Origin of the sequence: uncultured Sunxiuqinia sp. (assembly GCF_963974515.1) — a bacterium.
Lineage (GTDB): Bacteria > Bacteroidota > Bacteroidia > Bacteroidales > Prolixibacteraceae > Sunxiuqinia.
This window is the reverse complement of the sequence record NZ_CAXBDD010000004.1, coordinates 109,308-135,738: the sequence shown is the minus strand read 5'-3', so window position 1 is coordinate 135,738 and position 26,431 is coordinate 109,308. Positions and strand designations below refer to the sequence as shown.

24 protein-coding genes and 1 other RNA gene are annotated in these 26,431 nt (G+C 46.1%); 13 read left to right on the top strand and 12 right to left on the bottom strand.

Annotated elements, in window-relative coordinates; all coding sequences use genetic code 11:
- Positions 1–123 precede the first annotated feature (123 nt).
- A complete protein-coding gene (locus AAC033_RS02530) occupies positions 124–1,359 on the bottom strand; it encodes an S-adenosylmethionine:tRNA ribosyltransferase-isomerase (protein ID WP_339735036.1) in 1,236 nt (411 codons plus the stop codon).
- Between the two features lie 71 nt (positions 1,360–1,430).
- Between AAC033_RS02530 and AAC033_RS02525 the strand changes: the two genes are divergently transcribed.
- From AAC033_RS02525 to AAC033_RS02515, 3 genes are all read left to right on the top strand, one after another.
- Positions 1,431–2,471, top strand: a complete 1,041-nt coding sequence (locus tag AAC033_RS02525; protein WP_339735034.1) for a DUF2027 domain-containing protein — start codon at positions 1,431–1,433, stop codon at positions 2,469–2,471.
- A gap of 44 nt (positions 2,472–2,515) precedes the next feature.
- Positions 2,516–2,904, top strand: an RNA gene (rnpB, locus tag AAC033_RS02520) — RNase P RNA component class A.
- Between the two features lie 99 nt (positions 2,905–3,003).
- The gene (locus tag AAC033_RS02515) at positions 3,004–4,419 is read left to right on the top strand and encodes a capsule assembly Wzi family protein (RefSeq protein WP_339735032.1); all 1,416 of its coding nucleotides are present in this window, start codon (positions 3,004–3,006) and stop codon (positions 4,417–4,419) included.
- 7 nt (positions 4,420–4,426) lie between these two features.
- On the opposite strand, the gene AAC033_RS02510 is transcribed toward AAC033_RS02515, so the two are convergent.
- Positions 4,427–5,596, bottom strand: coding sequence for an MraY family glycosyltransferase (locus tag AAC033_RS02510; RefSeq protein ID WP_339735030.1), 1,170 nt, complete (start codon positions 5,594–5,596; stop codon positions 4,427–4,429).
- 348 nt (positions 5,597–5,944) lie between these two features.
- On the opposite strand from AAC033_RS02510, the gene AAC033_RS02505 reads away from it, so the two are divergent.
- Positions 5,945–6,469 (top strand): UpxY family transcription antiterminator, encoded by a 525-nt coding sequence (locus AAC033_RS02505; protein WP_339735028.1) that lies wholly within the window; start codon positions 5,945–5,947, stop codon positions 6,467–6,469.
- Here AAC033_RS02505 and AAC033_RS02500 read toward each other — a convergent pair whose 3' ends face one another.
- The gene (locus AAC033_RS02500; protein ID WP_339735026.1) at positions 6,470–6,871 is read right to left on the bottom strand and encodes a VanZ family protein; all 402 of its coding nucleotides are present in this window, start codon (positions 6,869–6,871) and stop codon (positions 6,470–6,472) included.
- A gap of 213 nt (positions 6,872–7,084) precedes the next feature.
- Between AAC033_RS02500 and AAC033_RS02495 the strand changes: the two genes are divergently transcribed.
- Together AAC033_RS02495 and AAC033_RS02490 are read left to right on the top strand one after the other, a co-directional pair.
- Positions 7,085–8,080: a metallophosphoesterase family protein gene (locus tag AAC033_RS02495; RefSeq protein ID WP_339735024.1), complete on the top strand. Its 996-nt coding sequence runs from the start codon at positions 7,085–7,087 to the stop codon at positions 8,078–8,080.
- Positions 8,081–8,204: 124 nt separating this feature from the next.
- A complete protein-coding gene (locus AAC033_RS02490; RefSeq protein WP_339735022.1) occupies positions 8,205–8,681 on the top strand; it encodes a hypothetical protein in 477 nt (158 codons plus the stop codon).
- Between the two features lie 62 nt (positions 8,682–8,743).
- Here the strand turns inward: AAC033_RS02490 and AAC033_RS02485 are convergent, their stop codons facing one another.
- The 9 genes from AAC033_RS02485 to AAC033_RS02445 form a co-directional block, all read right to left on the bottom strand.
- Positions 8,744–9,613 carry an SDR family oxidoreductase gene (locus AAC033_RS02485; RefSeq protein WP_339735020.1) on the bottom strand — a complete coding sequence of 290 codons (870 nt, stop codon included), beginning with the start codon at positions 9,611–9,613 and terminating at the stop codon, positions 8,744–8,746.
- Positions 9,614–9,704: 91 nt separating this feature from the next.
- Positions 9,705–10,454, bottom strand: a complete 750-nt coding sequence (locus tag AAC033_RS02480; RefSeq protein WP_339735018.1) for a tetratricopeptide repeat protein — start codon at positions 10,452–10,454, stop codon at positions 9,705–9,707.
- 12 nt (positions 10,455–10,466) lie between these two features.
- On the bottom strand, positions 10,467–12,290 hold the full coding sequence (locus AAC033_RS02475; RefSeq protein WP_339735016.1) for a BatD family protein: 1,824 nt from the start codon (positions 12,288–12,290) through the stop codon (positions 10,467–10,469).
- Between the two features lie 54 nt (positions 12,291–12,344).
- The gene (locus tag AAC033_RS02470; protein WP_339735014.1) at positions 12,345–13,136 is read right to left on the bottom strand and encodes a tetratricopeptide repeat protein; all 792 of its coding nucleotides are present in this window, start codon (positions 13,134–13,136) and stop codon (positions 12,345–12,347) included.
- On the bottom strand, positions 13,133–14,164 hold the full coding sequence (locus AAC033_RS02465; protein WP_339735012.1) for a VWA domain-containing protein: 1,032 nt from the start codon (positions 14,162–14,164) through the stop codon (positions 13,133–13,135). Before AAC033_RS02465 ends, AAC033_RS02470 begins: the two co-directional genes overlap by 4 nt.
- A 12-nt stretch (positions 14,165–14,176) precedes the next feature.
- Entirely contained in the window at positions 14,177–15,172 is a 996-nt protein-coding gene (locus tag AAC033_RS02460; RefSeq protein ID WP_339735010.1) for a VWA domain-containing protein, read from the bottom strand.
- Between the two features lie 7 nt (positions 15,173–15,179).
- Positions 15,180–16,172, bottom strand: a complete 993-nt coding sequence (locus AAC033_RS02455; RefSeq protein WP_339735008.1) for a hypothetical protein — start codon at positions 16,170–16,172, stop codon at positions 15,180–15,182.
- Positions 16,173–16,177: 5 nt separating this feature from the next.
- The gene (locus AAC033_RS02450) at positions 16,178–17,059 is read right to left on the bottom strand and encodes a DUF58 domain-containing protein (protein ID WP_339735006.1); all 882 of its coding nucleotides are present in this window, start codon (positions 17,057–17,059) and stop codon (positions 16,178–16,180) included.
- Between the two features lie 89 nt (positions 17,060–17,148).
- A complete protein-coding gene (locus AAC033_RS02445) occupies positions 17,149–18,144 on the bottom strand; it encodes a MoxR family ATPase (RefSeq protein ID WP_339735004.1) in 996 nt (331 codons plus the stop codon).
- A 182-nt stretch (positions 18,145–18,326) separates the two neighbouring features.
- On the opposite strand from AAC033_RS02445, the gene truA reads away from it, so the two are divergent.
- From truA to AAC033_RS02410, 7 genes are all read left to right on the top strand, one after another.
- Positions 18,327–19,091 (top strand): tRNA pseudouridine(38-40) synthase TruA, encoded by a 765-nt coding sequence (gene truA, locus AAC033_RS02440; protein ID WP_339735002.1) that lies wholly within the window; start codon positions 18,327–18,329, stop codon positions 19,089–19,091.
- Positions 19,092–19,347: 256 nt separating this feature from the next.
- On the top strand, positions 19,348–20,958 hold the full coding sequence (locus AAC033_RS02435; RefSeq protein ID WP_339735000.1) for a thiamine pyrophosphate-dependent enzyme: 1,611 nt from the start codon (positions 19,348–19,350) through the stop codon (positions 20,956–20,958).
- A gap of 11 nt (positions 20,959–20,969) precedes the next feature.
- Positions 20,970–21,551 (top strand): indolepyruvate oxidoreductase subunit beta, encoded by a 582-nt coding sequence (locus AAC033_RS02430; protein WP_339734998.1) that lies wholly within the window; start codon positions 20,970–20,972, stop codon positions 21,549–21,551.
- An 81-nt stretch (positions 21,552–21,632) separates the two neighbouring features.
- On the top strand, positions 21,633–23,309 hold the full coding sequence (ilvD, locus tag AAC033_RS02425) for a dihydroxy-acid dehydratase (protein ID WP_339734996.1): 1,677 nt from the start codon (positions 21,633–21,635) through the stop codon (positions 23,307–23,309).
- 206 nt (positions 23,310–23,515) lie between these two features.
- Positions 23,516–24,952, top strand: a complete 1,437-nt coding sequence (locus AAC033_RS02420; RefSeq protein WP_339734994.1) for an arylsulfatase — start codon at positions 23,516–23,518, stop codon at positions 24,950–24,952.
- Between the two features lie 64 nt (positions 24,953–25,016).
- Positions 25,017–25,622 carry a DUF6134 family protein gene (locus AAC033_RS02415; RefSeq protein WP_339734992.1) on the top strand — a complete coding sequence of 202 codons (606 nt, stop codon included), beginning with the start codon at positions 25,017–25,019 and terminating at the stop codon, positions 25,620–25,622.
- An 11-nt stretch (positions 25,623–25,633) separates the two neighbouring features.
- Complete coding sequence (locus AAC033_RS02410; protein ID WP_339734990.1) at positions 25,634–26,431, top strand: sulfite exporter TauE/SafE family protein; 798 nt, start codon at positions 25,634–25,636, stop codon at positions 26,429–26,431.

The following is a 26,431-nucleotide window of genomic DNA, read 5'->3' as shown; positions in this document are numbered from 1 at the left end:
TTGCTTCGAAATTGTTTGAGTAATTGCAACTCTCCTGTTGCTGCGGATTCGATGGCAGACTTGGTTAAGCCAAGTTAGGTCGGGTAGTGAAGGTTCGCTTTGAGTGAAGCCCTCACTCGCAAGCTACTTCAAATACAAATTGCTGTCGCCATAACTCAGAAAGCGGTAGTTGTTATCCAGTGCGTGCCGGTAGATGCGCTGCCAGTCGTTGCCAACATAAGCCGAAATGAGCAGCAGCAGCGTGCTTTGTGGTTGATGAAAGTTGGTGATCATGCCATCAACAATTCGGAACTGGTAGCCGGGAACGATGATGATTTGGGTGGAAGCGATCAGAACCGGAAGCCAGTGGCGATCCATGTAGCTGATCAGGGCTTCCAAAACAACTTTGGCTGGTTGCTGATCCGTCGTTTCATAGGGCGCCCATTGTTCGATGTGCAGCTTGCCGGGCAACTGGTTGGCGTTCTTCAGTATTGAAATCCCCAGCCAATAAAGGCTTTCCAGCGTGCGAATGGAGGTGGTTCCAACCGCAATGAGCTTGCCTTCTTTCAAAAGCAGTTGTTCAATCAATTGGCGCGACACCACAAACTGCTCCGCGTGCATTTCATGGTCGGCAATGGTGACTGCCTTGACGGGTTTAAACGTTCCGGCTCCCACATGCAGCGTCACTTCGGCACAGCTGATGTTCTTCTTTTTCAGCGAAGCAAAAACCGAATTGGTAAAATGTAGTCCGGCGGTGGGTGCGGCAACCGATCCTTTAATCTTCGAATAAATGGTTTGGTAGCGTTCCAGGTCGCTGGCCTCGGTGTCGCGATGCAAATAGGGTGGGATGGGCAAGATCCCGCTGGCTTCAATCAGCGAAGCAAAGTCCACCGAAGCATCATTCCAGCTAAACTCAACGAGCACATGCTCCCGCGATTGGCTCAGCTTTTCAGCCACCAGGGTTATCGCTTTTCCGTTCACTTCCACAAGACGTTCCAGGGGTTCCTGCTTCCATTTTTTCAGGTTGCCTACCATGCAGTTCCAGCTACAACGGCTGGTTTGCTGAAAAGCAAGCTGGTAGTCGGCCGGATGAGCCGGGTCGAGGCAAAAAATCTCAATCTGAGCGCCGGTCTTTTTCTGAAACGGCAGCCGTGCCCGGATGACTTTCGTGTTGTTAAAAACCAATAGGCTTGATTCGGGTAAGAAATCAGCAATGGTGTGGAAGGTCGCATCTTCCATGTGCCCATTCTTCCAAACCAACAGCTTGGAAGCATCGCGCTCTGCCAAGGGATATTTGGCAATCCGCTCGTCGGGCAGTTCGTAGTTCAAGGCTTGCGCGCTTTGGCCAAGCACCGGTTTTATGGATGATTTTTCACTCATGGGCCGCAAAAGTACGGAATAATTATTTTCGGTAGAAATTGTTCTTAATTTTGGGGTAAAATTAGAATGTCATGATAAAAGTAGGCGATCGGGTTAAATTTATGAATGATGTCGGCGGAGGCATCGTGACCAAAGTGGTGAGTAAGTCGTTGGTGCATGTGGAGAACGACGATGGTTTTGAGATTCCCACCTTGGTTTCTGAGTTGGTTGTGGTGAGCGATGAGCTGGCAGCCGTGAAGAAACCCTCGGTGCAAGATTTTGTAGCGCAGGCAGTACCGGGCAAGAGGGAGCCGGAGAAAGCACCGGCGAAAGAAGAAACCGTGTTGATTGAAGGCAACGATGAGCCCAATTTCCAGCTGGCTTTTGTACCTGAAGACAGCCGAAATCCGCTGGATGGGTCGATTAAACTTTACCTGATCAACGATAGTAACTTTTCGGTTTTGTATCATTTTTCGCAGTTTGATGGCGTGGAATACGAAACCAAAGAGGCAGGTGAGCTGGAACCCAATACCAAGCTTTGGCTGGATTCCATCGCGCAAGTAGACATCGCCGGACTGCCGGAGTATTTTTTTCAGTTGATTTGCTACCGCGAAAAATCCGGTCGTTTGGAACGCCCGGTTGAAGCGTCGGTAAAAGTGAACCCCGTGAAGTTTTATAAGTCGGGAAGTTTTGTGGGCAACGATTTTTTCAGCGAAAAAGCCATGCTCATCAAGCTGAATCAAAGCGCCATGGAGCAGGCTGTGGAAGGGCTGACTGAGAAAGAGGTGAAGCAGGCGGTTCGTGCCAAGGAACCGGCCCGAAAGCCAAAGCCGGTGGTTGAAAATACCGACTTGCTGGAGGTGGACTTGCACATTCACGAATTGCTTGACAACACTACGGGCTTGTCAAACAAGGAAATGCTGGATTTGCAGTTGACTCATTTTCACGAGAAGATGGATGAAGCCATTAAAAAGCAGGTGAAGAAAGTGGTCTTCATTCATGGGTTGGGAAATGGAACCTTGAAGCAGGAGCTGCGTCGCGAGCTTTCGCATCGATATAAAAGATACGCTTTTCAGGATGCGAGTTTCCAGGAATATGGTTACGGCGCGACCATGGTGATTCTGCGAAAATAAACGGTTGCTAAGAATTGGAATTTCATTGATTTTCATAATTTTGCACCGCAGACCGCTCTATCGCTTTTCGGCATTAGTCGGAAGGAGGAAAGTCCGGGCAACACAGGGCACCAAGCTTCTTAATGGGAAGGCGGGCGAAAGCTTGCAGTAGTGTAACAGAAAATAACCATCCCCGTGTACTCGGGGAAAAGGGTGAAAAGGTGAGGTAAGAGCTCACCGGTTCCGGGGGTGACCTCGGAAGCCGTACGCCTCTTGGGTTGCAAGACCAAATATATCACGACCAGGGGCGGCCCGTCCCATTCCGACTCTGTCGGAAGTCGTGAGGGGTAGGTTGCTAGATCGTAGCAGTGATGCTGCGGCCAGATAAATGATAGAGACTCTCCAGTTTTTTTGCCGGAGAGTACAGAACCCGGCTTACAGGTCTGCTTTTTTTATGAAAGAATCCACACAAACGATGGGCATGAAATGATGGCGGATCGTTTGTGTGGTTTTATTATATTGCCAAAGCAATGTCGAACGAGTCTCAAAACCCATGCTAAAGAAATTAGTCTCGCTCTTCCTGGCTGCCCTGTTGTCATGCAGTTTGCTGGCTCAGGTAGCCGATGAAAAGCCTACTATCACCCTGCAATCGCGAAGCTTGGTTTCGTCAGGTGAACAAGTTCCGTTTTGGTTGCAAAGCAATCAGCTTGGGATGATAGATCCGGAAGATTCCTTTCAGCAGCTATTCTTATTTCAACTGTTTGGGAAGTCACAGAAGTCAAATAATAATCTGGCAGTTTCCTACGGTTTGAGTTTGTTGGGCCGCTTGGCGGATCATGCCGTTTTTCAGCCGGTAGAATATTGGAGCCGAATGCATAGAAAGCAATGGTATCTGCATTTGGGAGCCAAGTCTGAACCCATCTTTGCCGATGGGCTTTCACTCACGAATGGGAACCTGTTTTTGTCGAACAATGCCCGTCCGATGCCGCGCATTGGGTTTGGAGCAACTGATTTTCGCCCCTTCAACCAGGGCTGGTTGAGCCGGTTTTTCTTTGACCTGGAGTACAACGAATATTTTTTGCTGGACGATCGGGTGGTGGAGAATGCCAACTTGCATCATAAACGGCTGGATATTAGTTATATGATTTCGCCGGAATGGACTTTTTCTGCCGGGTTGGACCATTGGGCGCATTGGGGCGGCAACTCCCCGGAGTACGGACAGTTGCCGGGTTTTGAAGATTACATCCGGTATGTTTTTGGCAAGGTTGGAAGTGAGAGCGCGCCGGACACCGACCGGAATAATGTGGCAGGCGACCACTTGGGGCAATACATCGTTTCGTTGGAGCATGATACTAAAAAACATCAACTGAGCTTTTATTGGCAGCATCTTTGGGAAGATGGGTCGGGCATGCGATTTGAAAATGCGCCGGATGGTTTATGGGGAGTCCACTGGAAAGAAAAAAAAATGCACCAGTTACTGGAGTCTGTGGTGCTTGAATACGTCAACACCCGGCATCAAAGCGGCCGGTTTCATAAAGAACCGGACCCAGACCATCCGGGGGAGGTTTTTGGCAATGGCCGGGATAATTATTTCAACAACAGCGTTTACCGTTCGGGATTTGTTAGCTATCAGCGGATGATCGGACTTCCGCTTTTTATGCCGGGAATTAATGAAGATGGCATTTCCACCGGTTTTGCAAACACGCGTATGTGGGTGATTCATCACGGCATGGGTGGCTGGTTTTCGGATGATGTAAACTGGAAAACCCAGGTGACTTATTCCAAACATTACGGACAGCATGGGGCTGAGTATGACTCGCCTGCAGAGCTTTTTTCACTTGGCGCTCAGTTAGCGTATTCACTACCGCAAAAGCCGCTGTCTTTTTCACTAAAGCTGGCTTACGATCGCGGTGCAATTATGGATTCAGGATTTGGAGCTGAATTCCGAATGGCCTTGAAGCTGAATTAGCGTCCAATTAATTTTGATAGATTTTCTTTTTACTTTCCGTAAACCGAAATGGATCCTCATGAAGGGCAATTCCTGTTGACAGGATTTTTCGCGTAAGCCGAATTTGACGATCTCTTTTGAGTTTGATCTGATCGGTCCTTCTTTTCATTAATCCAATTGCCCCAAAACTCATACTTAGCAGGAGCAGGAAACTGACTGTGCTTGATAAATAAGCTGCTGTGGCCAAGGTAAATGAAGCAAAGAATGCCGTGTATAGAACCAAAAATGCACTCGCCTGGATATGTTTCATGCCCGATTGAATCAGCAGGTGATGAACGTGATTCATGTCAGGTGAAAAAGGTGATCGTTTCTGATATAGCCGGATGATAAATACTCGCAAGGTATCGGTTACCGGAACAATAAACAGCGCCAGAGCAAAAGCCGGTGCGTTTTGAACTTTTAAAAATGAGGGGGCTACTATGTTAAAGCTTAGGAATTTAATGACCAGAATTCCTAAAAGTCCTCCCAAAATCAGAGAGCCGGTATCACCCATGAAAACTTTATTGTCACCACCCCACAAATTAAACCGCAGAAATGCCAGTAAACTGCCACTCATCGCTAAACTTAATATGGCGTATTCAAAATGTCCGTTGACATAAAACCAAGTTCCCAAGACTCCTGATACTAAGATTGAGATTCCAGCAGCTAGTCCATCAATGCCGTCAATAAGATTCATCGCATTGATAATAAATAACAAAATCATGAATGAGAGTGGGGCACTTAACCAGATACTAATCTGGTTGAAGTAAAACAAGTTAGACAAGCTCGTAATTTGAATGCCTCCTAAACCCACTAATATAGCCGCAGCGGCCATTTGAACCAACAACTTCTTGCGTGCTGAAATAATCAGGATGTCGTCTTTCAATCCAATAAAAAAGAGCATCAGAAGGGCAGCAAAAATGTACCGTAGCTCGGTGAATTGAAGTTTTCCCAAGAATAGCGTCGACCCCAGGCAAATACCAATAAAAATGGCGACGCCGCCCAGTGTTGGAACAACAGTCTTATTCAGTTTTCGGGAATTTGGAACGTCAAATAAGTGTTTTTCATTTGAGATACGCACGATCGGGGGGATAGTTGAGTACGTAAATAAAAAGCTAGCGACAACGGCTGCGAATATGATTAATAAGTATTCAGTCATAGAAAATGGGTTCAAGTTGCAAAAATAGAATCGTTGTATGTTTTTTAACAGGTTTTAATGTTATTAAAACGTTTTCTTTTCATTTTCAGTGTGTTCGTGAAAATTATTTTTTTTTGAACTCACCTTCAAAATCGTTCGAAATTTCGTCTTTTTCCTTGTCATTACTCGTATTTTAAAGATTTAGCATAAGCGTAATCGATGAAATGCATACCTTTGTTGACAGGTAGAGATTTCGTCTGTGTACTCTAGTGAATTCCGAAAAACCCAAAATGGTAACCCCTGCTCAACTTATATTTAGATGAAATATTTAGAAAACAGTTGCGTTGTTGGGTAACAAATTTTTTTTATATGATGAAAAACGGAGACTACAAATGGCATGCCGTATACGTAAAGTCCAGAGCTGAAAAGAAGTCGCTCGGTGAATTGATTCGCAGAGGCATCGAGGCTTATCTGCCACTGCAGGTTTCGAAGAGACAGTGGAGCGATCGTGTAAAAATCGTTGAAGAACCTTTGTTGAGAGGATACTTGTTTGTGCGTGTCAGCTATCGCGAGTATGTAGAAGTGCTTAAAGTCAGTGGTGTGATGGCTTTCATCTCGTTTGGGAACGAACCGGCCAAAATACCTGAAAAGCAAATTAATGACTTGAAACTGTTTATTGAAAAGGTGAACTCCGCAGTTCATGTTACCAATGAAAACATTGCTAAAGGGCAAAAAGTGCGGGTTGTTGCCGGAGCTTTGGCAGGAATTGAAGGCGAAATTTCTGAAGTAAGGGGAAAGAAAAGAATCGTCTTGCGTTTTGATAAGTTGGGATGTTCAATTTTTGCCGATGTGTCGACCCAGTTTATTGAGAAAGTTGAGCCGATTGAATCCTGACTAATTGGATTCAGGCATGTGTTCCAACTGCAAGCGATTATTTAAGAAATTATAAAGCGCTATTCCTAATGCAACTCCGGTAATATTGGCCACAATATCAGCATATGAAAAGTGGCGGCCGGCATTCATCAGTATTTGCAGGCATTCCATCAGCAATCCCCAGCCAATGACAAAGCTGTACAATTTCCAGCGAGCAATTTGTTTGGCATGAAAAGTCCATAAAATCAAAATGGAAAGCACAAAATACATTGCTGCGTGCACCAGCTTATCGGCACCGGGAAATAAAGGAACTTTTGGTAAGTCGCTGGCTGGAATGAGCGACAAAGCCGCAACCAGAAGCACATACAAGCCAGTGGTTGCTATTTTAATTTGGAACGGAATATGATTGAATAATTTCTTCATGACTTTTCTTAACGCCTTGCCTTTGTTTTTGTTGTTTCATGGGATAACTGTTTTGATAATTTTTTTCTCAATTTGATGGATTGACTGCTTGTTTTGTTCACAGGGAATTTTGTATTTTGAAACGTTAAAAATAAGGATAAAGAAACGATGGTGATGGATCTGTTGAATATTTTATTGACGAATTCCATTACGATCAATTAGAACGAGATGTTTATGAAAAGACGATTGAATTTAATGTTGTTGAGTTTGGTACTCGGTGTCAGCATGGGCAGGGCCCAGAAAATTACTTTGCAATTTCATCCCGATAAATCGTTTAAGATTGTTCAGTTTACCGATACGCATATTAAAGCCGATGATCCGGCTTCGGGTGCAGCGTTTAAAACTATGGCCGAAGTGCTGGAGATTGAGCGGCCTGATCTGGTTGTTTATACAGGCGATATTGTGACTGGACATCCGGTGGAAAAAGGTTGGAAGTTGGCCACCTTGCCCTGTATTGAACGGGAAATTCCGTTTGCTGTAGTATTTGGAAATCATGATGATGAGGACGGGGTTTCGCGGGCGCAGTTGACCGAACTGATGACACGAATGCCCTATAGCTTGTTGGAGCCCAAAGTGGAAGATGTGTACGGTTATGGAAATTATGTGTTGGAGATTAAGTCGGCTGAAACCAACGGCAATGCTGCCATACTTTATTGCATGGATTCAAACGCATACAGTACCATGGAAGGTATTGATGGTTATGGCTGGTTTCATCTCAGTCAGGTGAATTGGTATCTTGAACAAAGCCGGAATCAGCGGCAAAAGAACGGCAAAGTGCTTCCGGCTTTGGCTTTTTTCCATATCCCGCTGCCCGAATACCGCGAAGCCTATGCAAATGAAAAGAATCCGCCTGTTGGCGTTCGTTTTGAAGATGAATGCGCGCCGGATATCAACACGGGAATGTATGCTGCCATGCTGCATGCCGGCGATGTGATGGGCACATTTGTTGGGCACGATCACGTGAACGACTACATGGCTTACCTGAATGGAATTGCTTTGACGTACGGTCGTTTTACCGGAGGAGGGACTACTTATGGTGAATTACCCAATGGTGCGCGGGTGATTGTGCTGACAGAAGGAGAACGGGCATTCAGTAGCTGGATCCGGCTTGGAAACGGCGATAAGCTTTTGCCTGTTGAATTTCCGGCTGATTTTATTTCAGAAGAATAAATTTTGTGAAGATTCTCAAATTTACCTCATGGTCGTTTTAATGAGCATGAATGGCAACTATTGACAGCCACGATAGGAAAAATGGGTAAGAAAGTGGAGAACCACTAATTTTTTAATCAAAAACATGAAAGCTTCCTCTTTAAAAGAATTACGCGACGAGTTGAAAATCTATCCTCCTGAGCAGTTGCAGTCTTTGTGTATCCGTTTGGCAAAATTCAAAAAGGAAAATAAAGAGTTGCTGACTTATTTGATGTTTGAGGCCGACAACGAGCAAGGGTATATTGACTCGGTAAAAGAAGAGATTGATGAAAGTTTTGAAGCCATAAACAGACGAAGTACTTATTTGATAAAAAAGAGCTTGCGGAAAATTTTGCGCGATACCAATAAATATATCAAGTACTCGGGGATTAAAACCACCGAACTGGATTTACTGATTTACTTTTGCCGCAAAATCAGGACTTCCAAAGTTCCCTTGTCGCGAAGTGTTGCTTTGCGAAATATTTATGCACGCCAAGTGGTGAAAATTGAGTCCGTTTTGGATAAATTGCACGAGGATATTCAGATTGACTACCAGGATGATATCCGTTTTTTAAAAGCTTAAGCCAAAAAAAAAACGAAGTCAGTTTCTCTGCTTCGTTTTTCAATTGTATGCTTTTTTACTGACTAATCGTAAAGATGGTCTTGATCTCCGGCATCGCCACAGTCGCAATCACATCCCAATCCTTTTTCGTATTGTTCCAGCGCTCTCAGACTCATTCCCATAGATGAGAACCCACCATCGTGGAAGAGGTTCTGCATGGTTACTTTACGGGTCAAGTCAGAGAATAAAGTGATACAATAGTCGGCACAATCATCACCGGTTGCATTGCCCAGAGGCGACATACGATCTCCAAAATCCAGTAATTTGTCCATTCCTTTTACGCCGCTTCCGGCAGTAGTAACGGTTGGCGATTGCGAAATGGTGTTGATTCGAACATGGCGTTCGCGACCGTATATGTAGCCAAAACTGCGTCCGATTGATTCAAGGAGCGCCTTGGCATCAGCCATATCGTTGTAGCCATAGAAAGTACGTTGAGCGGCAACATAAGATAGCGCCACAACTGAGCCCCACTCATTAATGGCGTCCAGTTTGCGTGCAACCTGCAGTACCTTGTGAAAAGAGATCGCTGAAATGTCGAGTGTTTTATCCAGATAGCTGTAATCCAGATCGCTGTAATGACGTCCTTTACGAACATTTGGTGACATGCCGATGGAGTGCAGGATGAAATCAACTTTTCCTCCCAATACTTCCATCGATTTTTTGACCAGGTTTTCGAGGTCTTCAACATTGGTCGCATCTGCTTCAATTAATTCAGCACCGCATTTTTCAGCAAGCTTTGCGGTTTCGCCCATACGCAGGGCTACGGAAGTATTCGTTAATGTAAATGTCGCTCCTTCTTCAAAAGCACGTTCTGCAACTTTCCAGGCAATCGAGTCGGCGTTTAGCGCACCGAAAATGATCCCCTTTTTACCTTTAAGTAAATTATAAGCCATGATTTTAAATTTATGAGTAAAACAACGCTCGTTTAAAATGGTTGTAAAAATGTTTCGAACAATAAAAAAAACCGGCGGTTGCCGGCATTTTTCAGATTTTCTCCAAGCTGTTTTCTGGTAACCATCCCTGGTTGCCATCAGCCAAACGGATTTGCCTCCAATTTCCCAGGCTGTCTTTTATTTCAACCTTTAAGCCTTCGTGAATCAAAAAGAGATCGGTTCCGCTTTCTGCCGGCGAGCTCTTGACGGCTACACTTGGTTGCACGATTACCGCAAAGTTGTGGCTGGTCATCTGTTTCTTCTGCCGGGCGGCAAAGTTAAAACTAAAAATGGAAATGGCTACAATTAAAATTCCCACCCAAAACGAAAGCCTTTTGATTGCTGTGGTGCGGGTGAAAAAGAACAAGCCTGCCAAAACAAGAAAGAGAATAAAGGAGATGACACTGATTTTGGCCCAGCCATCTGCCGGAAACTTGTTGGCCAGGTTATTCCACCAGCGCACAAAAAATACCTTGGGAAGCGGATCAATGGCATCAATTACATGCTGGTTGGCCAGTTCAAGGTTAAATTGGATATCCTCATCATTTGGGGCCAGTAGTTTAGCCCGTTCATAGTTGATGATAGCGGGCGTAATTTGCCCGTTTTTATAGTAGGCATTGCCCAGGTTATAATACACCTCCGCTGATTCCCGGTTGCTGTTTAAAACTTCCTGGTAAGCGGCAATGGCTTCTTCGTATTCCTGATTCGTATAATGCTCGTTCGCCTTTTCCAGCAATCCTTCCTGTGCAACAGCACTGAAGGAAAGAAGCAATATGAATAGGATATGAATGCTAGTCTTCATTTTATCAGTTTTTTAACGAATTTGTTTTTCCAGTTTTCCCATCAGTTGGGCTGCTTTCTGATAGAGATCCTCTATGGTTCCTTCAACGGCACTTGGCGCGTAGCGGGCATACTCGCAAGTATCCACAATGTGAATAAATTCATCAATTGTATCGTTTGCAACCGTTCGTTTTTTTAAGGCTTCCGTTGCATTTACGCGATTTAGCTCTGCAGCGGGAATACTCAATTTGTCACTTAAATAGCCCCAGAAAGCTTTCAATACTGCCTCGTAAAATTCTTCTTTCTTGTTGTGTTTCAGATGGGCGGCGGCTACTTTCAGACGTTTGCGCGCGACTTTGTTCGCTTTTTTGTTTCGAATGAGCTGGACATTCGCGTTTTCTTTCAGCTTTTTACGATAAACCAGCACAATGATGGCGAATGCCAGCAATGACGCCAGGTAAATCAGGTAGAAGGCGGTACTTCCAAAGAAGAGTGCCTCTTTCTCTTTCAACTTGTATTTTCCCTGTTTGATGAAACGGATATCCTTGCCAATGAGACGAAGATTTTCTTTAGAGTAAGCGCTGGTAACCGTTGTGCTTTGGTCATCGCTGCCTTTTTCAACCAAAAGAACAAATTCCCGCGACTGCTGGTGTTTGAATTGACCGGTTGCCGGGTTGAAGCTGGCAAATTTGATCGGCGGAATAGAGTAGTCGCCGGCAAATCGGGGAATAAAAAGGTATTCGAAGGTTTTTGTTCCGTTCAAACCATTAGCTGTTGCATTCAGGCTCTCGTTCGTTTTTGGATCATAAACCTCAAAATCTACTGGAAACTCCACTTTGGGAGCTTCAATGAGTCGAAGGTTTCCACTGCCCGAAATGGTAATCTTCAGGGTGGCTGCTTCGTTTGCTTTAAGCTGTTGCTTGTCGATGGTTGCCGCGAAGTTCAGGTTTCCAACTCCACCGTAAAAACCGTCGGGCCGCGATGGCAATTCTTTCACATTGATGTTCACCGGATCGCTGACAACCTTGGCCTGAACGGTTCGGAAATTGTCGAAAAAGTCGTCGAAAAAACTGCGCTGCTGGCGGATTTGCTGACGCACCATGCAGGTGATTTCAAAAGGATCGATGGTAATCCGGCCGGTTTGCTGCGGGAAGAGGATGGTTTTTTTCAGCACACCAACCTGGTAAATCTTGTTGTTGTACACCTCCCTGGAAAAACTGATCTGGTTGGGGATCTGGATTTCTTGCGTCCAGAAACCGGCGTAAGAGGGAATTTTTACGTCGTCGAAACTGGTGATGGGAACTTCGGGAGAGACATAGATCTTTACGGTAGCAATGATTTGCTCGCCTCGAAAAACGTTGCCCTTGTCCAGTTCCACTTTTACAAATAAGTCCTCCTTGCTTATCGTTCCGCTTGGAGTTGATGATTGTTGTTGCTGTTGCTGTTGCTGGGTTCCTGCGGCGCCTTGTGATGCTTGCTCCTTTACTACCTGAATCGTCAATTCATTGGACTCATAGACTTTACCGTCGATAGTGATGGAGGCCGGGCGGATAGTAAAGGTTCCTTCTTCTCTTGCCCGAAGGATAAAAATATAGGAAAAAGTGACTGACTGAGTTGTCCTTCCATTAATGATTTGAACACTTGAGCTTTGGGACGTCGATGGTCCCATCAACACTTCAAAGTTTGAAATATCCGGTAATTTAAGGTCGGTTCCACGATCGTTGGCGACAAATGATAAACGAAACTGTTCGCCTACAGAAACCACATTGGGTCCCGACATGGTAAACTTCACAGCGTCGGCTTCGGCAAAGAAGGCCGGAATGAGAAGCAATATCGTAAACAGGAGTTTTCTATACATTTTACTCAGTTATGCTATAATTTTTAATTTTTGCCAAAGTAAGAAATTAACCCTCTACCAGTCTTTGTCTGTTTGGCGCTGTTGCGCTTTGGCAGCCTGGGCTTTTTTTACTTTTTCCTGAATTTTTTCTTCATCGTTTTGCAAGGCCTGCAACAACCGTTCCGCGTTTTCTTTCGATATTTTTTGTTCTTGCGGTTGTTGTTTCTGCTGCTGCTGATCTTGATTCTGTTCTTGTTTTTGCTGGTCTTTATCTTTTTGATCTTGGCCCTGATCCTTGTTCTGATCTTGCTGATCCTGATTTTGATCCTGGTTCTGCTCCTGGTCTTTGTTTTGATCTTGATTTTGATCCTGATTTTGTTGTTGCTCTTCCTGCTGCTTTTTCAGGTTCATGGCATAAACCAGGTTGTATTTGCTTTCCAAATCATCCGGGTTGTTGCGCAACGCTTTTTTATAGGCTTCAATGCTTTCGTCAAGTTTGTCTTGCATCATCATCGAATTGCCCAGGTTGTGATAAGCCCGCGACTTTTCAATTTTGTCGTCGGTCTTTTCGGCAATTTCTTCGAATTTTGAAATGGCCTGATCAAATTTCATTTGCTTGTAAAGAGCATCGCCCAGGTTAAAGTTCCACTTTAAGTCATCGGGTCTTTTTTCCAGTGCTCTGCGGTAAGCTGTTTCGGCCTGGCTAAAAGCTGTTGTGTCGAGCCTGGTCGTGTCTTGCAATGCTTGCTCAAAAATTTCATTTCCCTGCCGCACAAACTTACGCTCGTTTTGAGCCTGGGTGCTTATTCCCATCACTAGAAGGAACAACATTAATCCGGTATGTGTCATTAATTTTTTCTTCATCATCCAAATAGCTTGATTTTTTTCAAATATTTGTTTTTCCGTTCTAAAATCAAACAGTCAAGCAGAAGCATCAGCATGGCAAATCCCAAAAACCACTGAAATTGGTCTTCGTAGTCGGAATAAACAAGCGATTCCATTTCTGCTTCTTCCATTTTATCAATCTCGTTAAACAGGGTGTTTAAGCCCACTTGCGCATTGTTTGCCCGCACGTAAATGCCGTTTCCGGCTGCGGCAATTTGTTGCAGCATTTCTTCATTTAGCTTGGTAATGACCACGTTGCCCTCTTTGTCCTTTCGGTAGTCGCGCTGTCCGTTGGTGACTACCGGAATAGGGCCTCCCTGCGGCAATCCCATTCCAATGGTATGCACAATGATTCCGTTTTCGGCAGCAGTTGTGGCCGCACCAATGGCATCGTCCTCGTGGTTTTCACCATCTGTAATGATGATGATGGCTTTGTTGCCTTCAAACTGGGGGCTGAAGGAAACCGAGGCCAGCTCAATAGCGGCGCCAATGGCCGTTCCCTGCTGTGGTACAATATCAGTGCTGACGGCGTTCAGGAATAGTTTAGCTGATGGATAGTCGGAAGTGATGGGCAATTGCGTGTAGGCGTCGCCCGCAAATACAATCAGCCCGATTTTGTCATCATTCAGGTTGTCTACCAAGCGCGAAATTGCTCGTTTAGATCGTTCCAGACGGTTGGGCTGAATGTCTTCAGCCAACATGGAATTCGACACATCCAAAGCAATAATCAGTTCTACGCCTTCGCGCTTCACAGTTTTAAGTTTGCTACCGAACTGCGGGCGGGCAATGGCTACAATGATGGCGCTGATAGCCAGAAGCCAAATGATAAATTTCAAAACCGGACGCGCGTGACTGACATTGGGCATCAGCTGGCGGATGATTTCCTTGTTTCCGAAACGCTCGAGCGCCTTGCGACGACTCCTGCGAGTGATCCAAAACAGGATGATGAGCACCGGGATGATTGCCAGTGCGTATAGGTATTCGATATGTGCAAATCTGAACATTTCCATAGTCTGTCCCATTTAAGGAATGTTTCTAAATAAGGTCGTTTTCAGAAATAAGCCTGTCAGCAAAATGACTCCGGCCATCAAGGCATAGCGGACAAACTCTTCTTCTTTCCGACTGTATTCTTTTACATCCATCTTAGATTTCTCCAGCTGGTCAATTTCTTCATAAATCTGAACCAGCTTCTCATTGTTGGTGGCGCGGAAATAGCGTCCATCGGTAATATCAGCAATTTTCTGTAAGGTTTCTTCATCAATTTTGACTTCCACATCGCGCATTTGTATGCCGAAGGGGGTTTGAACAGGGTAGGGCGCCATACCGATTGTTCCAACGCCAACGGTGTAAACGCGAATACCGAAGGTTTTAGCCAGCTCCGCTGCTGTTTCCGGGGCTATCTCGCCCCGGTTGTTTTCGCCGTCGGTCAGCAAAATGATGACTTTACTGATGGCGTCACTTTCTTTCAGTCGTGCAACTGAAGTGGCCAAGCCGTTTCCAATGGCCGTTCCATCTTCAATCATGCCACTTTCAATATCTTTAAACAGATTGATCAATACGGCATGGTCGGTGGTTAGCGGACACTGAGTAAAACTTTCGCCTGCAAATACAACCAATCCCATTTTGTCGTCGCGGCGACCTGAGATAAATTCGGTAGCCACATTTTTGGCAGCTACCAGTCGGTTGGGCTGAAAGTCGCGGGCAAGCATGGAGCTGGAAATATCCAAGGCTATGACAATGTCAATTCCTTCGGTGGTTACATCCTGCCAGCTGTTGGACGACTGCGGACGGGCCAGTGACACGGTAAGTAGTCCGATGCCGGCCAGTTGCATCAAGAATGGCAAGTGCCGCAAATAGTGTTTCCAGCTTTTTGATAACCCGGCAAATCCTTTCACGCTGGAATACCGGATGCTGGCTCCCGCCTTGCGGTACTGAAACAAGTACCACACAATCATGGGAATCAATACCAGCAAGAGGTAAAAAAACTCCGGATTCTTATATGTTATTCCGTTCATCATCTTTCTCTTATTTTAAATCAACATCTTCGCCGTCCCGCTCGTCTTTTTGCTGATCAGCTTTTTTGTCTTCTTGTTTGGTTTGATTCACAAAAAAGTAAGCGTTCATCAGGGTCAGGTTATGATCGTCAGGCAGCGGGTTGTACTTGGCAAACTTTACCAAATCCGACAGGCTGAGTATGTTTTTTAGTTCTTCCAATGATTTTTGCGAAATCAGGTTTTCGCGTTCTTCAAAAGCCCGGATCGTTTCGTGGGTCGTATATTCCATCGCCTGAATGTTGAACCGGTCTTCGATATAGGTGCGCAAGGTGTCTGACACCAAACTGTAGTAGGTTTTGATTTCTTCGGTTTGCCACAGCTTTTCTTCCTTTATCCGGTCCAACTCACGAAGTGCAACGATGTGTGGTGGTTCTTTGGGTTTGGCCGGTTTCACAAAAATAGGCTGATTCTTGCGTCTTCGCTGGATGTAGTAAAACAGGAAGAAGAGCAAGGCACCAATTAAAATCGCACCCAAAATGTAGGGTGTGACTTCTTTCAACGTTACCGGAGCCTCGTAGGGTTTTTTGATATCGACTGGCCCTTTGGTGGTGTCAATGGGCATGCTGTGGACAAAAAACTCGGCTGGCAATGTTTCGATGGTGTCGGCCAGTTCGTCGTATTGCAGTCGAAACTGAAGTGAGGGGACCACCTGTTTTCCGCTGTCGAACGAAGTAATGGTCAGATTTTGGATAATTTTAATCTGATTGGCTTCGTCCAGTTCGAAGGTATCCAGCGGCGACTGTTCAATTACTTCGATGGTTGATGACAGCGAATCGCCAATGACCGGAAATTCGATGGTCACATTATTGGGTTGATCCAGCTCAATCCGAAGGTTGATCTGGTCGCCAATTAAGATGTTGGTCGAGTCTATGACGGCCCGGGCCTGGATGCGTTGTGCCTGAACGGCTGCTGTTTGAACCAGAACCAGTCCGATCACAACCGCTATGTATTTTAATCCTCTCATACTTATTATGCTTTTAACCCCCGCTTTTTGAACAATGTCATCAGCGATCTCACATAGTCTTCATTCGTGTTGATATTGGCATAATCCACACCACTCTTTTTGAAGGCCGTGTCCAGTTTTTGATTGGTTTCGCGCCACCAGCGGGCATAATTGTCCCGAACTTTTTTGCTGCTGCTGTCCACCCAAATGTATTCGTTGGTTTCAGCATCTTTCAGCTTAATCATGCCAATTGGCGGCAGTTCGGTTTCACGCTCATCGTAAATACGCAGGGCCACAATGTCGTGTTTATTGTTGGCAATGGATAGCGCCTTGTCAAAATCCGGTTCATTCTGAATGAAGTCGGAAATAATGAAGCTGGTGCAACGCTTTTTAATGGCGTTGGTCAGGTATCGGATGGCTTCGGTAATGTTGGTGCCTTTGTTTTCCGGTTCAAAGTCAATCAACTCACGTATAATCCGTAAAATATGGGATTTTCCCTTTTTTGGAGGAATGAATTTTTCGATTTTTTCAGAAAAGAAAATCACCCCGATCTTATCGTTGTTTTGAATGGCCGAGAACGATAGAATGGCCGAAATTTCGGTGATCACATTCTTTTTGAATTTAACGAGCGAACCGAAGTCACGCGATCCGCTGACGTCAATCAGCAACATGACAGTCAATTCACGCTCTTCCTCAAATATTTTGATATACGGCTTATTGTAGCGGGCAGTCACATTCCAGTCAATGCTACGAATGTCGTCACCGAACTGGTATTCGCGCACTTCGCTGAAGGCCATTCCGCGGCCCTTAAACGCTGAGTGGTATTCTCCGGCAAAAATATTCCGGCTCAGTCCCCGCGTTTTAATTTCAATCTTCCGTACCTTCTTTAGTAACTCCGTGTGTTCCATACTTACAAGTTTATCAAAGTTCAAAGTTCAAAGTTTAAAGTTTCAGGTTGCCCAACTCGCAACTCATAACTTGCAACTCAAAACTCGCTTTACGGAACTTCAACCGTGTTCAGAATATCGGTAATAATTTCCTCGGATGTGATGTTGTTGGCTTCCGCTTCGTAGCTGAGGCCGATCCGGTGGCGGAGCACATCGTAGCATACGGCGCGTACATCTTCCGGAACAACGTAGCCGCGACGCTTAATAAACGCGTAGGCTTTGGCGGCTTGTGCCAAACTGATACTGGCACGCGGTGAACCGCCGTACGAAATCATGTCAGCATATTTTTCGAGCTTGTCCTCGGCGGGTTCGCGGGTGGCAAATACGATGTCGACAATATACTGGCTTATTTTTTCATCCAGGTAGACATCCTTCACCACATCGCGGGCATTCAAAATATCCTGAGGTTGCAGAATGGTGGTTGCCCTTGGAAACTGTTTGAGCAGGTTTTGCTGAATAATCAGTTTTTCCTCCGCCTTCTTAGGATAGTCGATCACAACTTTCAGCATAAAACGGTCAACCTGAGCTTCGGGAAGCGGGTAAGTTCCTTCCTGTTCGATCGGGTTTTGTGTGGCCATTACAAGGAATGGTTCCTGCAACTTGAAGGTTTCGTCGCCAATGGTAATTTGGCGTTCCTGCATGGCTTCCAGCAAAGCCGACTGCACTTTGGCAGGTGCCCGGTTAATCTCATCGGCCAATACAAAGTTGGTAAAGATTGGCCCTTTTTTGACGATGAATTCTTCGTTTTTCTGGCTGTAAATCAACGTACCCAGCAAGTCGGCGGGTAATAGGTCGGGCGTAAACTGGATTCGGGCAAAATCGGCGCTGATGGTTTGGGCCAGCGTATTAATAGCCAGGGTTTTTGCCAGCCCGGGAACCCCTTCCAACAGGATATGCCCACCGGAAAGTAAGCCAACTAATAAACTTTCTACCAAATGTTTTTGGCCAACGATGACCTTGTTCATTTCCAAACTGATCAAATCCACAAAAGAACTTTCCTTTTGGATTCGTTCATTCAATTCACGAATATCAACTGCTTGATCCATATTTTAAATATTTGTTTCGATTTTGGTTGACGAAAATACTTCAATCATCTACTAAAAAGGATGTAACTTTGTTAAAAGTTGTTAAGTTAACCTTCCTCTGGAAGAGCTGTAAAATTAATAATTTCAGCCGCCCATTCAGCCTTTTGTGATATCTTTTTTACATTTGCGAAAATTGACTGATTTTGAAACAACGTTATTTTATTGAGTTAGCGTATAATGGCACCCGTTTTCACGGCTGGCAGGTTCAGCCCAATGCGCAGACGGTGCAGGAAACTTTGGAGAAAGCCTTGAGCACGGTATGCCGCGAAACCATTGCCGTTACCGGGGCCGGAAGAACGGACACCGGTGTTCATGCCAGCTATTTTGTGGCGCATTTTGATTCTGAAAAGAAGGCGCTGGATCATACGGATTTCGCCTATAAAATGAACAGTTTTTTGGGGGCCGACCTTGTTATTTTTCGCATCAGCAAAGTGAATGCCGAAGCGCATGCCCGCTTCGATGCCACTTCACGCACCTATCATTATTTTATCAGCCAACGCAAAGATCCGTTTGCGCAGGAAACCTCCTGGTATTTAAATCGTCCGGTGAATGTGGATCAAATGAATGCAGCCTGTGCCGATCTGTTTGACTACACTGATTTTACCAGTTTCAGCAAGTTACACACCGACGTGAAAACCAACAACTGCAAGGTTTATGAGGCGGGTTGGGCCCGGAATGGTCACCAGTTGGTGTTTACTATTAAGGCTGACCGGTTTCTACGCAACATGGTGCGCGCCATTGTCGGCACCCTGGTTGAAGTGGGGCGCGGCAAGCTGACGATTCCTGAATTTCGGCAGATCATTGAAGCCAAAGATCGCGGTGTAGCCGGCGCATCAGCTCCTGCCGAAGGGTTATTCCTCGCTGATATTAGTTACCCTCTTGAAGTTTTTCAGCGGATGGAAGCTTGAGTTTCAGATTCAAAATTCCAGATTTCATGTTCCAAGGATCCAAACCACAGGCACAGGATTGACCGACTGCTGATCACTGACAGTCTGGCTGGAAATGTCCGGATTTTTTTGGAAAAGGCCCCGATGTTTTTTCAGTCTGCTCCGTACGTGCTTAGAAACAGCGGTTTTCAATTTCCCGAGCCAAGTAATTTATATTGGTTCTAAGGTTTGGACTGCTAATTTTGAAGTCTCAAAACGAAATCAATAAATCAACACTATGCATAAGCATTTATTACTTGGAGTTGAAGCGATCGGGCAGGGTGCGATTGACGGAGGGATGTCGGGCGTATATGCCTATCCGGGAACACCATCAACTGAAATTACCGAATATATTCAGGAAAATGAGTTGGCCATTGAACGCCAGTTACACAGCAAATGGTCAGCCAACGAGAAAACGGCCTACGAAACGGCCCTGGGTATGAGTTACGCCGGAAAGCGAACCATGGCCTGTATGAAACACGTGGGATTGAACGTGGCGGCCGACGCCTTTATTAATTCGGCCATTACCGGCGTAAATGGAGGCTTTGTGCTGACGGTTGCCGATGACCCGTCCATGCATTCGTCGCAAAACGAGCAGGATTCGCGGTACTACGGACAGTTTGCCATGATTCCGGTGCTGGAGCCATCGAACCAGCAGGAAGCTTACGACATGGCTCGCGAGGGTTTTGCGCTTTCGGAAGAAACCGGAGTACCGGTGATGTTGCGAATAACCACACGCCTGGCTCACTCCAGGGCCGGGGTGGAATACAAACCCGTGTTGGATGAAAATCAGCTGAGCATGCCGCAAGATCCGCGCCAGTTTGTGCTGCTTCCGGCCATTGCGCGCCGACGGTACAAGTCGCTGCTCGAAAAGCAAGCCTCATTTGTGAAACTTTCCGAAGAATCAAATTACAACCAATATCACGATGCAGCCGACAAACGTATGGGGATTATCTGCTGTGGAATTTCGTACAACTACCTGATGGAGAATTATCCCGATGAAGCTTGTCCTTATCCGGTGTTGAAAATTTCGCAGTATCCGCTTCCCGAAAAACAATTGAAGAAGTTGGAAACTGAATGCGATACGATTTTGGTGTTGGAAGAAGGGTATCCGCTGGTCGAAGAACAGTTGAAAGGCTATTTTGCCTGTGGAACGCCAATCAAAGGCCGATTGGATGGGACTCTGCCACGCGATGGTGAGCTGAACCCCGATTTGGTGGCGAAAGCATTGGGTAAGGATATTTACGTGGGAATTCAGGTTCCTTCGGTGGTAGCCAATCGCCCGCCGGCTTTGTGCCAGGGCTGCGGCCACCAGGATGCTTACGAAGCCATGAACGAAGTGTTGGCCGACTATGGAAAGGGCCGCGTGTTTTCCGATATTGGTTGCTACACGCTGGGAGCTCTTCCTCCTTACGAAACCATCAGTTCATGTGTTGATATGGGAGCTTCTATTACAATGGCGAAGGGCGCGGCTGATGCCGGATTGATTCCCGCAGTAGCTGTTATTGGTGACTCCACTTTTGCCCATTCGGGAATTACTGGTTTGCTCGATGCGGTGAATGAGAAGTCAAACATCACAGTGGTAATTTCCGATAACGAATCGGTATCCATGACTGGCGGACAGGATTCTTCAGCCTTCGGTAAAATTGAAAGCATTTGCGAAGGTTTGGGTGTTGACCCGGCGCACATTCATGTGATTGTTCCACTGAAAAAGAATCATGCCGAACTGGTGAAACTGTTTCGCGAGGAGCTGGAATACGATGGCGTTTCGGTTATTATCCCACGCCGCGAATGTATTCAGCGGGCCAGCCGCCGCAAGAGAAACGTAAGCCGTCATGCCAACCATTAAAAACTGAAAAAATGAAATCAAACATCATATTAGCCGGAGTTGGCGGACAAGGAATTTTATCCATTGCCGCCGCTTTGGGAACAGCCGCCCTCGAAAACAACCTGTACCTGAAACAAGCTGAAACACATGGCATGAGCCAGCGCGGTGGAGCGGTGGTTTCGCATATGCGTATTTCCGACAAACCCATAGCTTCGGATTTGATTCAGATGGGAACTGCCGACCTGATTCTATCGGTCGAGCCGATGGAGTCGCTTCGTTATCTGCCTTTCCTTTCGGCAGTTGGCTATCTGGTGACGAACACCACGCCTTTTGTGAATATTCCCAACTATCCGGAGTTCGAAAAGGTGATGGAAGAAATTCACAAGCTTCCCCGCTTTATTGCCATCGATGCCGACCGGATCGCGAAGGAAGCCGGCAATGCCCGCGCGTCAAACATGGTGATGCTCGGCGCTGCCAGCCCGTTTATCGACATCGATTTTGCAAAATTGGAGGATGGTATCCGCGAGGTTTTTGCCCGAAAAGGAGAGCAGATTGTTGAAGTCAACCTGAAAGCAATTCGCGCAGGCCGGCAATTCTCCGAGGAAAATAAATAGACCGCGCGCAGTTTTCTCTTCCAAACAATATGCGACAGGAAACGTTAACAAATCAGTATTAATGACCTGAATGAAATTGTTATGGAAAAGAAATTGAATCGATATAGCGAAAAAATTACCCAGGACGAGACGCTTCCCGCATCGCAAGCCATGCTTTATGCCATTGGCATGAGCGAAAGTGACCTCAAAAAGGCCCAGGTGGGAATTGTGAGTACGGGCTTTCAGGGGAATCCCTGCAACATGCACCTGAATGGTTTGGCCGATGCGGTCAAGCGGGGAGTGGATGCTCAAAAGGATTTGTATGGATTGATTTTTCATACCATTGGTGTCAGCGATGGCATTACTAATGGCACCGAAGGCATGAAGTATTCGCTTCCCTCGCGCGAAATTATAGCTGATTCGATTGAAACCGTAGTGAGCGCGCAGTTTTACGATGCGGTAATCCCGATTGTGGGCTGCGATAAAAACATGCCGGGAGCCATGATTGCCTTGGGGCGGCTGAACCGTCCGGGGATTTTGATGTACGGAGGAACGGTGAAAAAGGGACGGTGGAAAAACCGGGATTTGAATATTGTGTCGGCTTTTGAAGCCTATGGAGAACGCATCAAAGGCGACATGAGCGACGATGACTACAAGGGAATCATTCAGCATTGTATTCCGGGAGCCGGCGCTTGCGGGGGCATGTACACGGCCAACACCATGGCTGCTGCCATTGAATGCATGGGAATGAGCTTGCCTTATACATCTTCAAATCCGGCTTTGAGCAAGGAAAAAAAATCGGAGTGCGTTCAGTTGGGCGAAGCGATCAACGAATTGCTTCTCAAAGACATTAAACCCCGGGACATCATGACCAAGACTGCTTTTGAGAATGCCATTCGCCTGATTATGATTCTGGGAGGATCGACCAATGCGGTGATTCACCTGGTTGCAATGGCTAAAGCAGTGGGGGTCAATTTGACGATTGATGATTTTCAACGAATCAGCAACACAACACCTTACCTGGCCGATTTGAAACCCAGCGGCGAATACCTGATGGAAGACCTGCATGATCAGGGTGGTGTGCCGGCGGTGATGAAGTTTATGCTCAAAGAAGGTTTTCTGGATGGAAACTGTCTGACGGTGACCGGAAAAACCTTGGGTGAAAACCTCGATCGGGTGCCAGACCTCGATCAGGATCAAAAAATTATCCGGCCTTTGAGCAACCCGATCAAAAAGACCGGGCACCTGCAGGTTTTGTATGGCAACCTGGCTGAAGATGGCGCCGTAGCCAAGATTACGGGTAAAGAAGGCGAATCGTTTACCGGCCCGGCGCGGGTGTACGAAGATGAATTTCTAGCCATTAAGGGAATTTTATCTGAAGTTCAAAAAGGCGAGGTGATTGTAATCCGGAATTCGGGGCCCAAAGGCGGGCCGGGCATGCCGGAGATGCTAAAGCCAACCAGCGCAGTGATTGGAGCCGGCCTGGGCAAGGATGTGGCGCTGATTACCGATGGCCGGTTTTCAGGAGGCTCACACGGATTCGTGGTGGGGCACATCACTCCCGAAGCTGTTGAAGGTGGGCTGATTGGACTGGTCCGGAATGGCGATATGATCACCATCGATATCACCCAAAACCAACTTTCGGTTGACTTGAGTGAAGTGGAAATTGCCGAACGCCGAAAGTCCTGGGTGAAGCCAGCCAGCAAAGCGACTTCCGGCATTCTCAAAAAGTATGTGCAGCTGGTATCGAACGCTTCCGAAGGCTGTGTGACGGTTTAAGCAGTATTGTCATTAGCTGGTCATTAAGTTGTTTTTAAACGGCCTATGACCACAAATGACGATGATTGACAGCCAGAATCGCATAAATTGGAAGTAAGCGGACAAACATTTTAATGGATATTGCCCCGGCAGCTTTGTTGTTGGGGCATTATTGCTTATTTTGGTCACGCTAAAAGAAATCTACTACTCAAATCAAACTTGAAAAAATGAATCAAACGATTTTCAGTGGCTTGGCCGCTTTGTCTGTTTTTACGGCCTGTCAGACTTCCCCCGAAAAGGAAAAGCAAGCACCAAAACCCAACATTGTCTACATTTTGGCCGACGATTTGGGTTATGGCGATTTAAGTTGTTACGGACAGCAAAAATTTCAAACACCGAATATTGACAGGCTGGCCAGTCAGGGGATGCTGTTTACCCAGCATTATGCTGGAACGACGGTTTGTGCTCCGTCGCGCTCATCGCTGATGACCGGACTGGATACCGGGCATACGCCGATTCGCGGGAACAAAGGTTGGGATCCCGAAGGGCAGTGGCCTTTACCAGCTGAGTCGCTCACCTTGCCCGAAATCCTAAAAGAAGCTGGCTATGTGACCGGCGCTTTTGGCAAATGGGGGCTTGGCTTCGTGGATACCGAAGGTGATCCAAACAAACAGGGGATTGACGAGTTTTACGGGTATAACTGCCAGAGTTTGGCACACAATTACTATCCCGGGCATTTGTGGCATAACCAGGAGAAAATTGAATTGGAAGGCAATGCCGGGGATCAGTTTGAAACTTATGCACCGACGTTGATTCATGAACAAGCATTGCGTTTTATCGAGGCCAACAAGGATACATCGTTCTTTTTGTTTTATCCTAATGTGATTCCGCATGCCGAATTGCTGATTCCGGAAGAATATATGGCCGAATTCAGAGGTAAATATCTACCTGAACGCGTCTATGACGGGGCGGAACCGGGTGATGCACGCTTTCGCGAAGGAGCTTACGGCTATCAGGAAGAGTCGCATGCCGCATTTGCAGCCATGGTAACCCTGTTGGACCAGCAGGTTGGTGACGTAATGAAGAAGCTGGCAGAACTTGGGATCGAAGAAAACACCCTCGTTGTGTTCACTTCAGACAATGGTCCGCACCTGGAAGGTGGTGCCGATCCGGATTATTTTGACAGCAATGGCCCCTTGAAAGGTTACAAACGCGATTTGTACGAAGGAGGCATCCGCGTGCCGATGATTGCCCGTTGGCCGGCCAATATTGTTGCCGGCAGTGTATCTGATCATGTTTCGGCTTTTTGGGATGTGCTGCCAACTTTTGCTGAAATGGCAGGTGCAGAGGCTCCACAAGATATTCAGGGTATTTCATTTTTGCCTGCCTTGCTTGGCGAGGAGGATCAGCAGCAACACGATCAGCTGTATTGGGAGTTTCATGAGCAGGGTGGACGTCAGGCTATTCGGAAAGATAACTGGAAATTTGTCACCTATCAGGTTTTTAATCCCGAAAAGCAGACTTTCGAACTGTACGATTTGTCGGTTGATTTGGGCGAAGAAAACAATGTGGCCAGTGAACATCCAGAAATTGTTGAAGAAATGAAAGCGCTTCTGGCTGATGCCCGCGTGCCTTCTGAGCCGTTTCCTTTTGGAGACGAGTAAGTAGGCCACTTCACAGGTTTTGGAAATTGAGAAGTTCATCACTGAATTTATAGTCGATAGCAGGATGAGAGACACAAAATACGTTTGGACCTTTCTAATTGGATTCTTTTTTTGGGGAACTGTTTTTGCGCAGCCCGCGATTTCAGAAGCCAAATACCGGATTCGGGCTTTAGGGATGAATATTGGAGAGTTTACCGTCAATCAGACAAAGTTGGACAACGAAATAAGTATTGATGCAGTGACTGATATTGAAATCCGAATCGTTTTTTCTTACAAGGTGAAATACACACAACAAAGCCATTACCAGAATGGTAATTTATTGAAGTATCGTGTGCAAACGTTGAAGAATGGCAGCATTAACTCTGATACGCAACTGAAAAGAATGGACGAAGCCTACCTTTTGATCAAGGATGGAGATTCGACATGGGTGAACAAAAATATTACATACAGCGGAAGTTTGTTGTATTTCAACGAGCCAAAACAGGATTCGCTGATGTATAACGAGCGAAACGGAGAAATGAAATCGATTCAATACATCGCTGAAAATACCTATGCGATCACTGATCGCAAAGGTCGTCGAACAAACGAATATCGGTATAAAGATGGAGTTTTGGAGACAGCGATCCTTGAGCACCCGATCGCGACGATTTATATGGAGCGTACCGACTAAAACTGAAGTTTATGATTTTTCATTCCTCCATTGAGCCTGTTTATTTTATCCTTCCACTGGTTGGTTTTCTGATTGGTCTGTTTGGAACCATGCTTGGAGGCGGTGGAGGTTTTTTCTTTCTGCCCATTCTGACACTTCTAATTGGCGTGCCGGTTCAAACGGCTGTTATTACTTCGTTGGTTGCTACCCTGCCCATTTGTATGGTTGGCGCGTTGGGCCACTACCAGAAAACCAATATCAACTTTCGGATTGGACTGATGTTTTCGCTCACTGGTATTTTGGGTGCGTTTGCGGGAGCCCGTATTACCGGCATGGTTAGTCCGGAACAACTAAAAGCCGGCTTTGGTATTTATTCAATCTTTATTGCGTTGAACATGGTTCATGGTACCTGGAAAAAAAAGCGATCCGAGGCCGGTAAGGTGCTTCGGTCCGAAGACTCCGGAATGCGAAGAAAGGTGAAAGGATCAATTTTCGGATTGTTTGCGGGCTTCATCACAGGTACTTTTGGAACAAGCGGAACAGCTCCGGTTCTGGCGGGCTTGTTTTCCATGCGAATCCCATTCAAGCTGGTTATCGGCACTTCGCTGATGGTGGTCCTGGTGAACACGCTGTTTGCGGTTGGAGCGCATTTTTTGGTTGGACGAATCGACCTGATGCTGGTTTATTTTTTAACAGCCGGATCAATCGCCGGAGCCATTTTGGGCCCCAGAATTTTAACGAAGGTAAAAACGGATCGTTCCGAGAACAAAGTCAGGTACTTGTATGCAGCGGTCATGGCAGCTATCGGTATTTTGATGATTGTTCGCTAA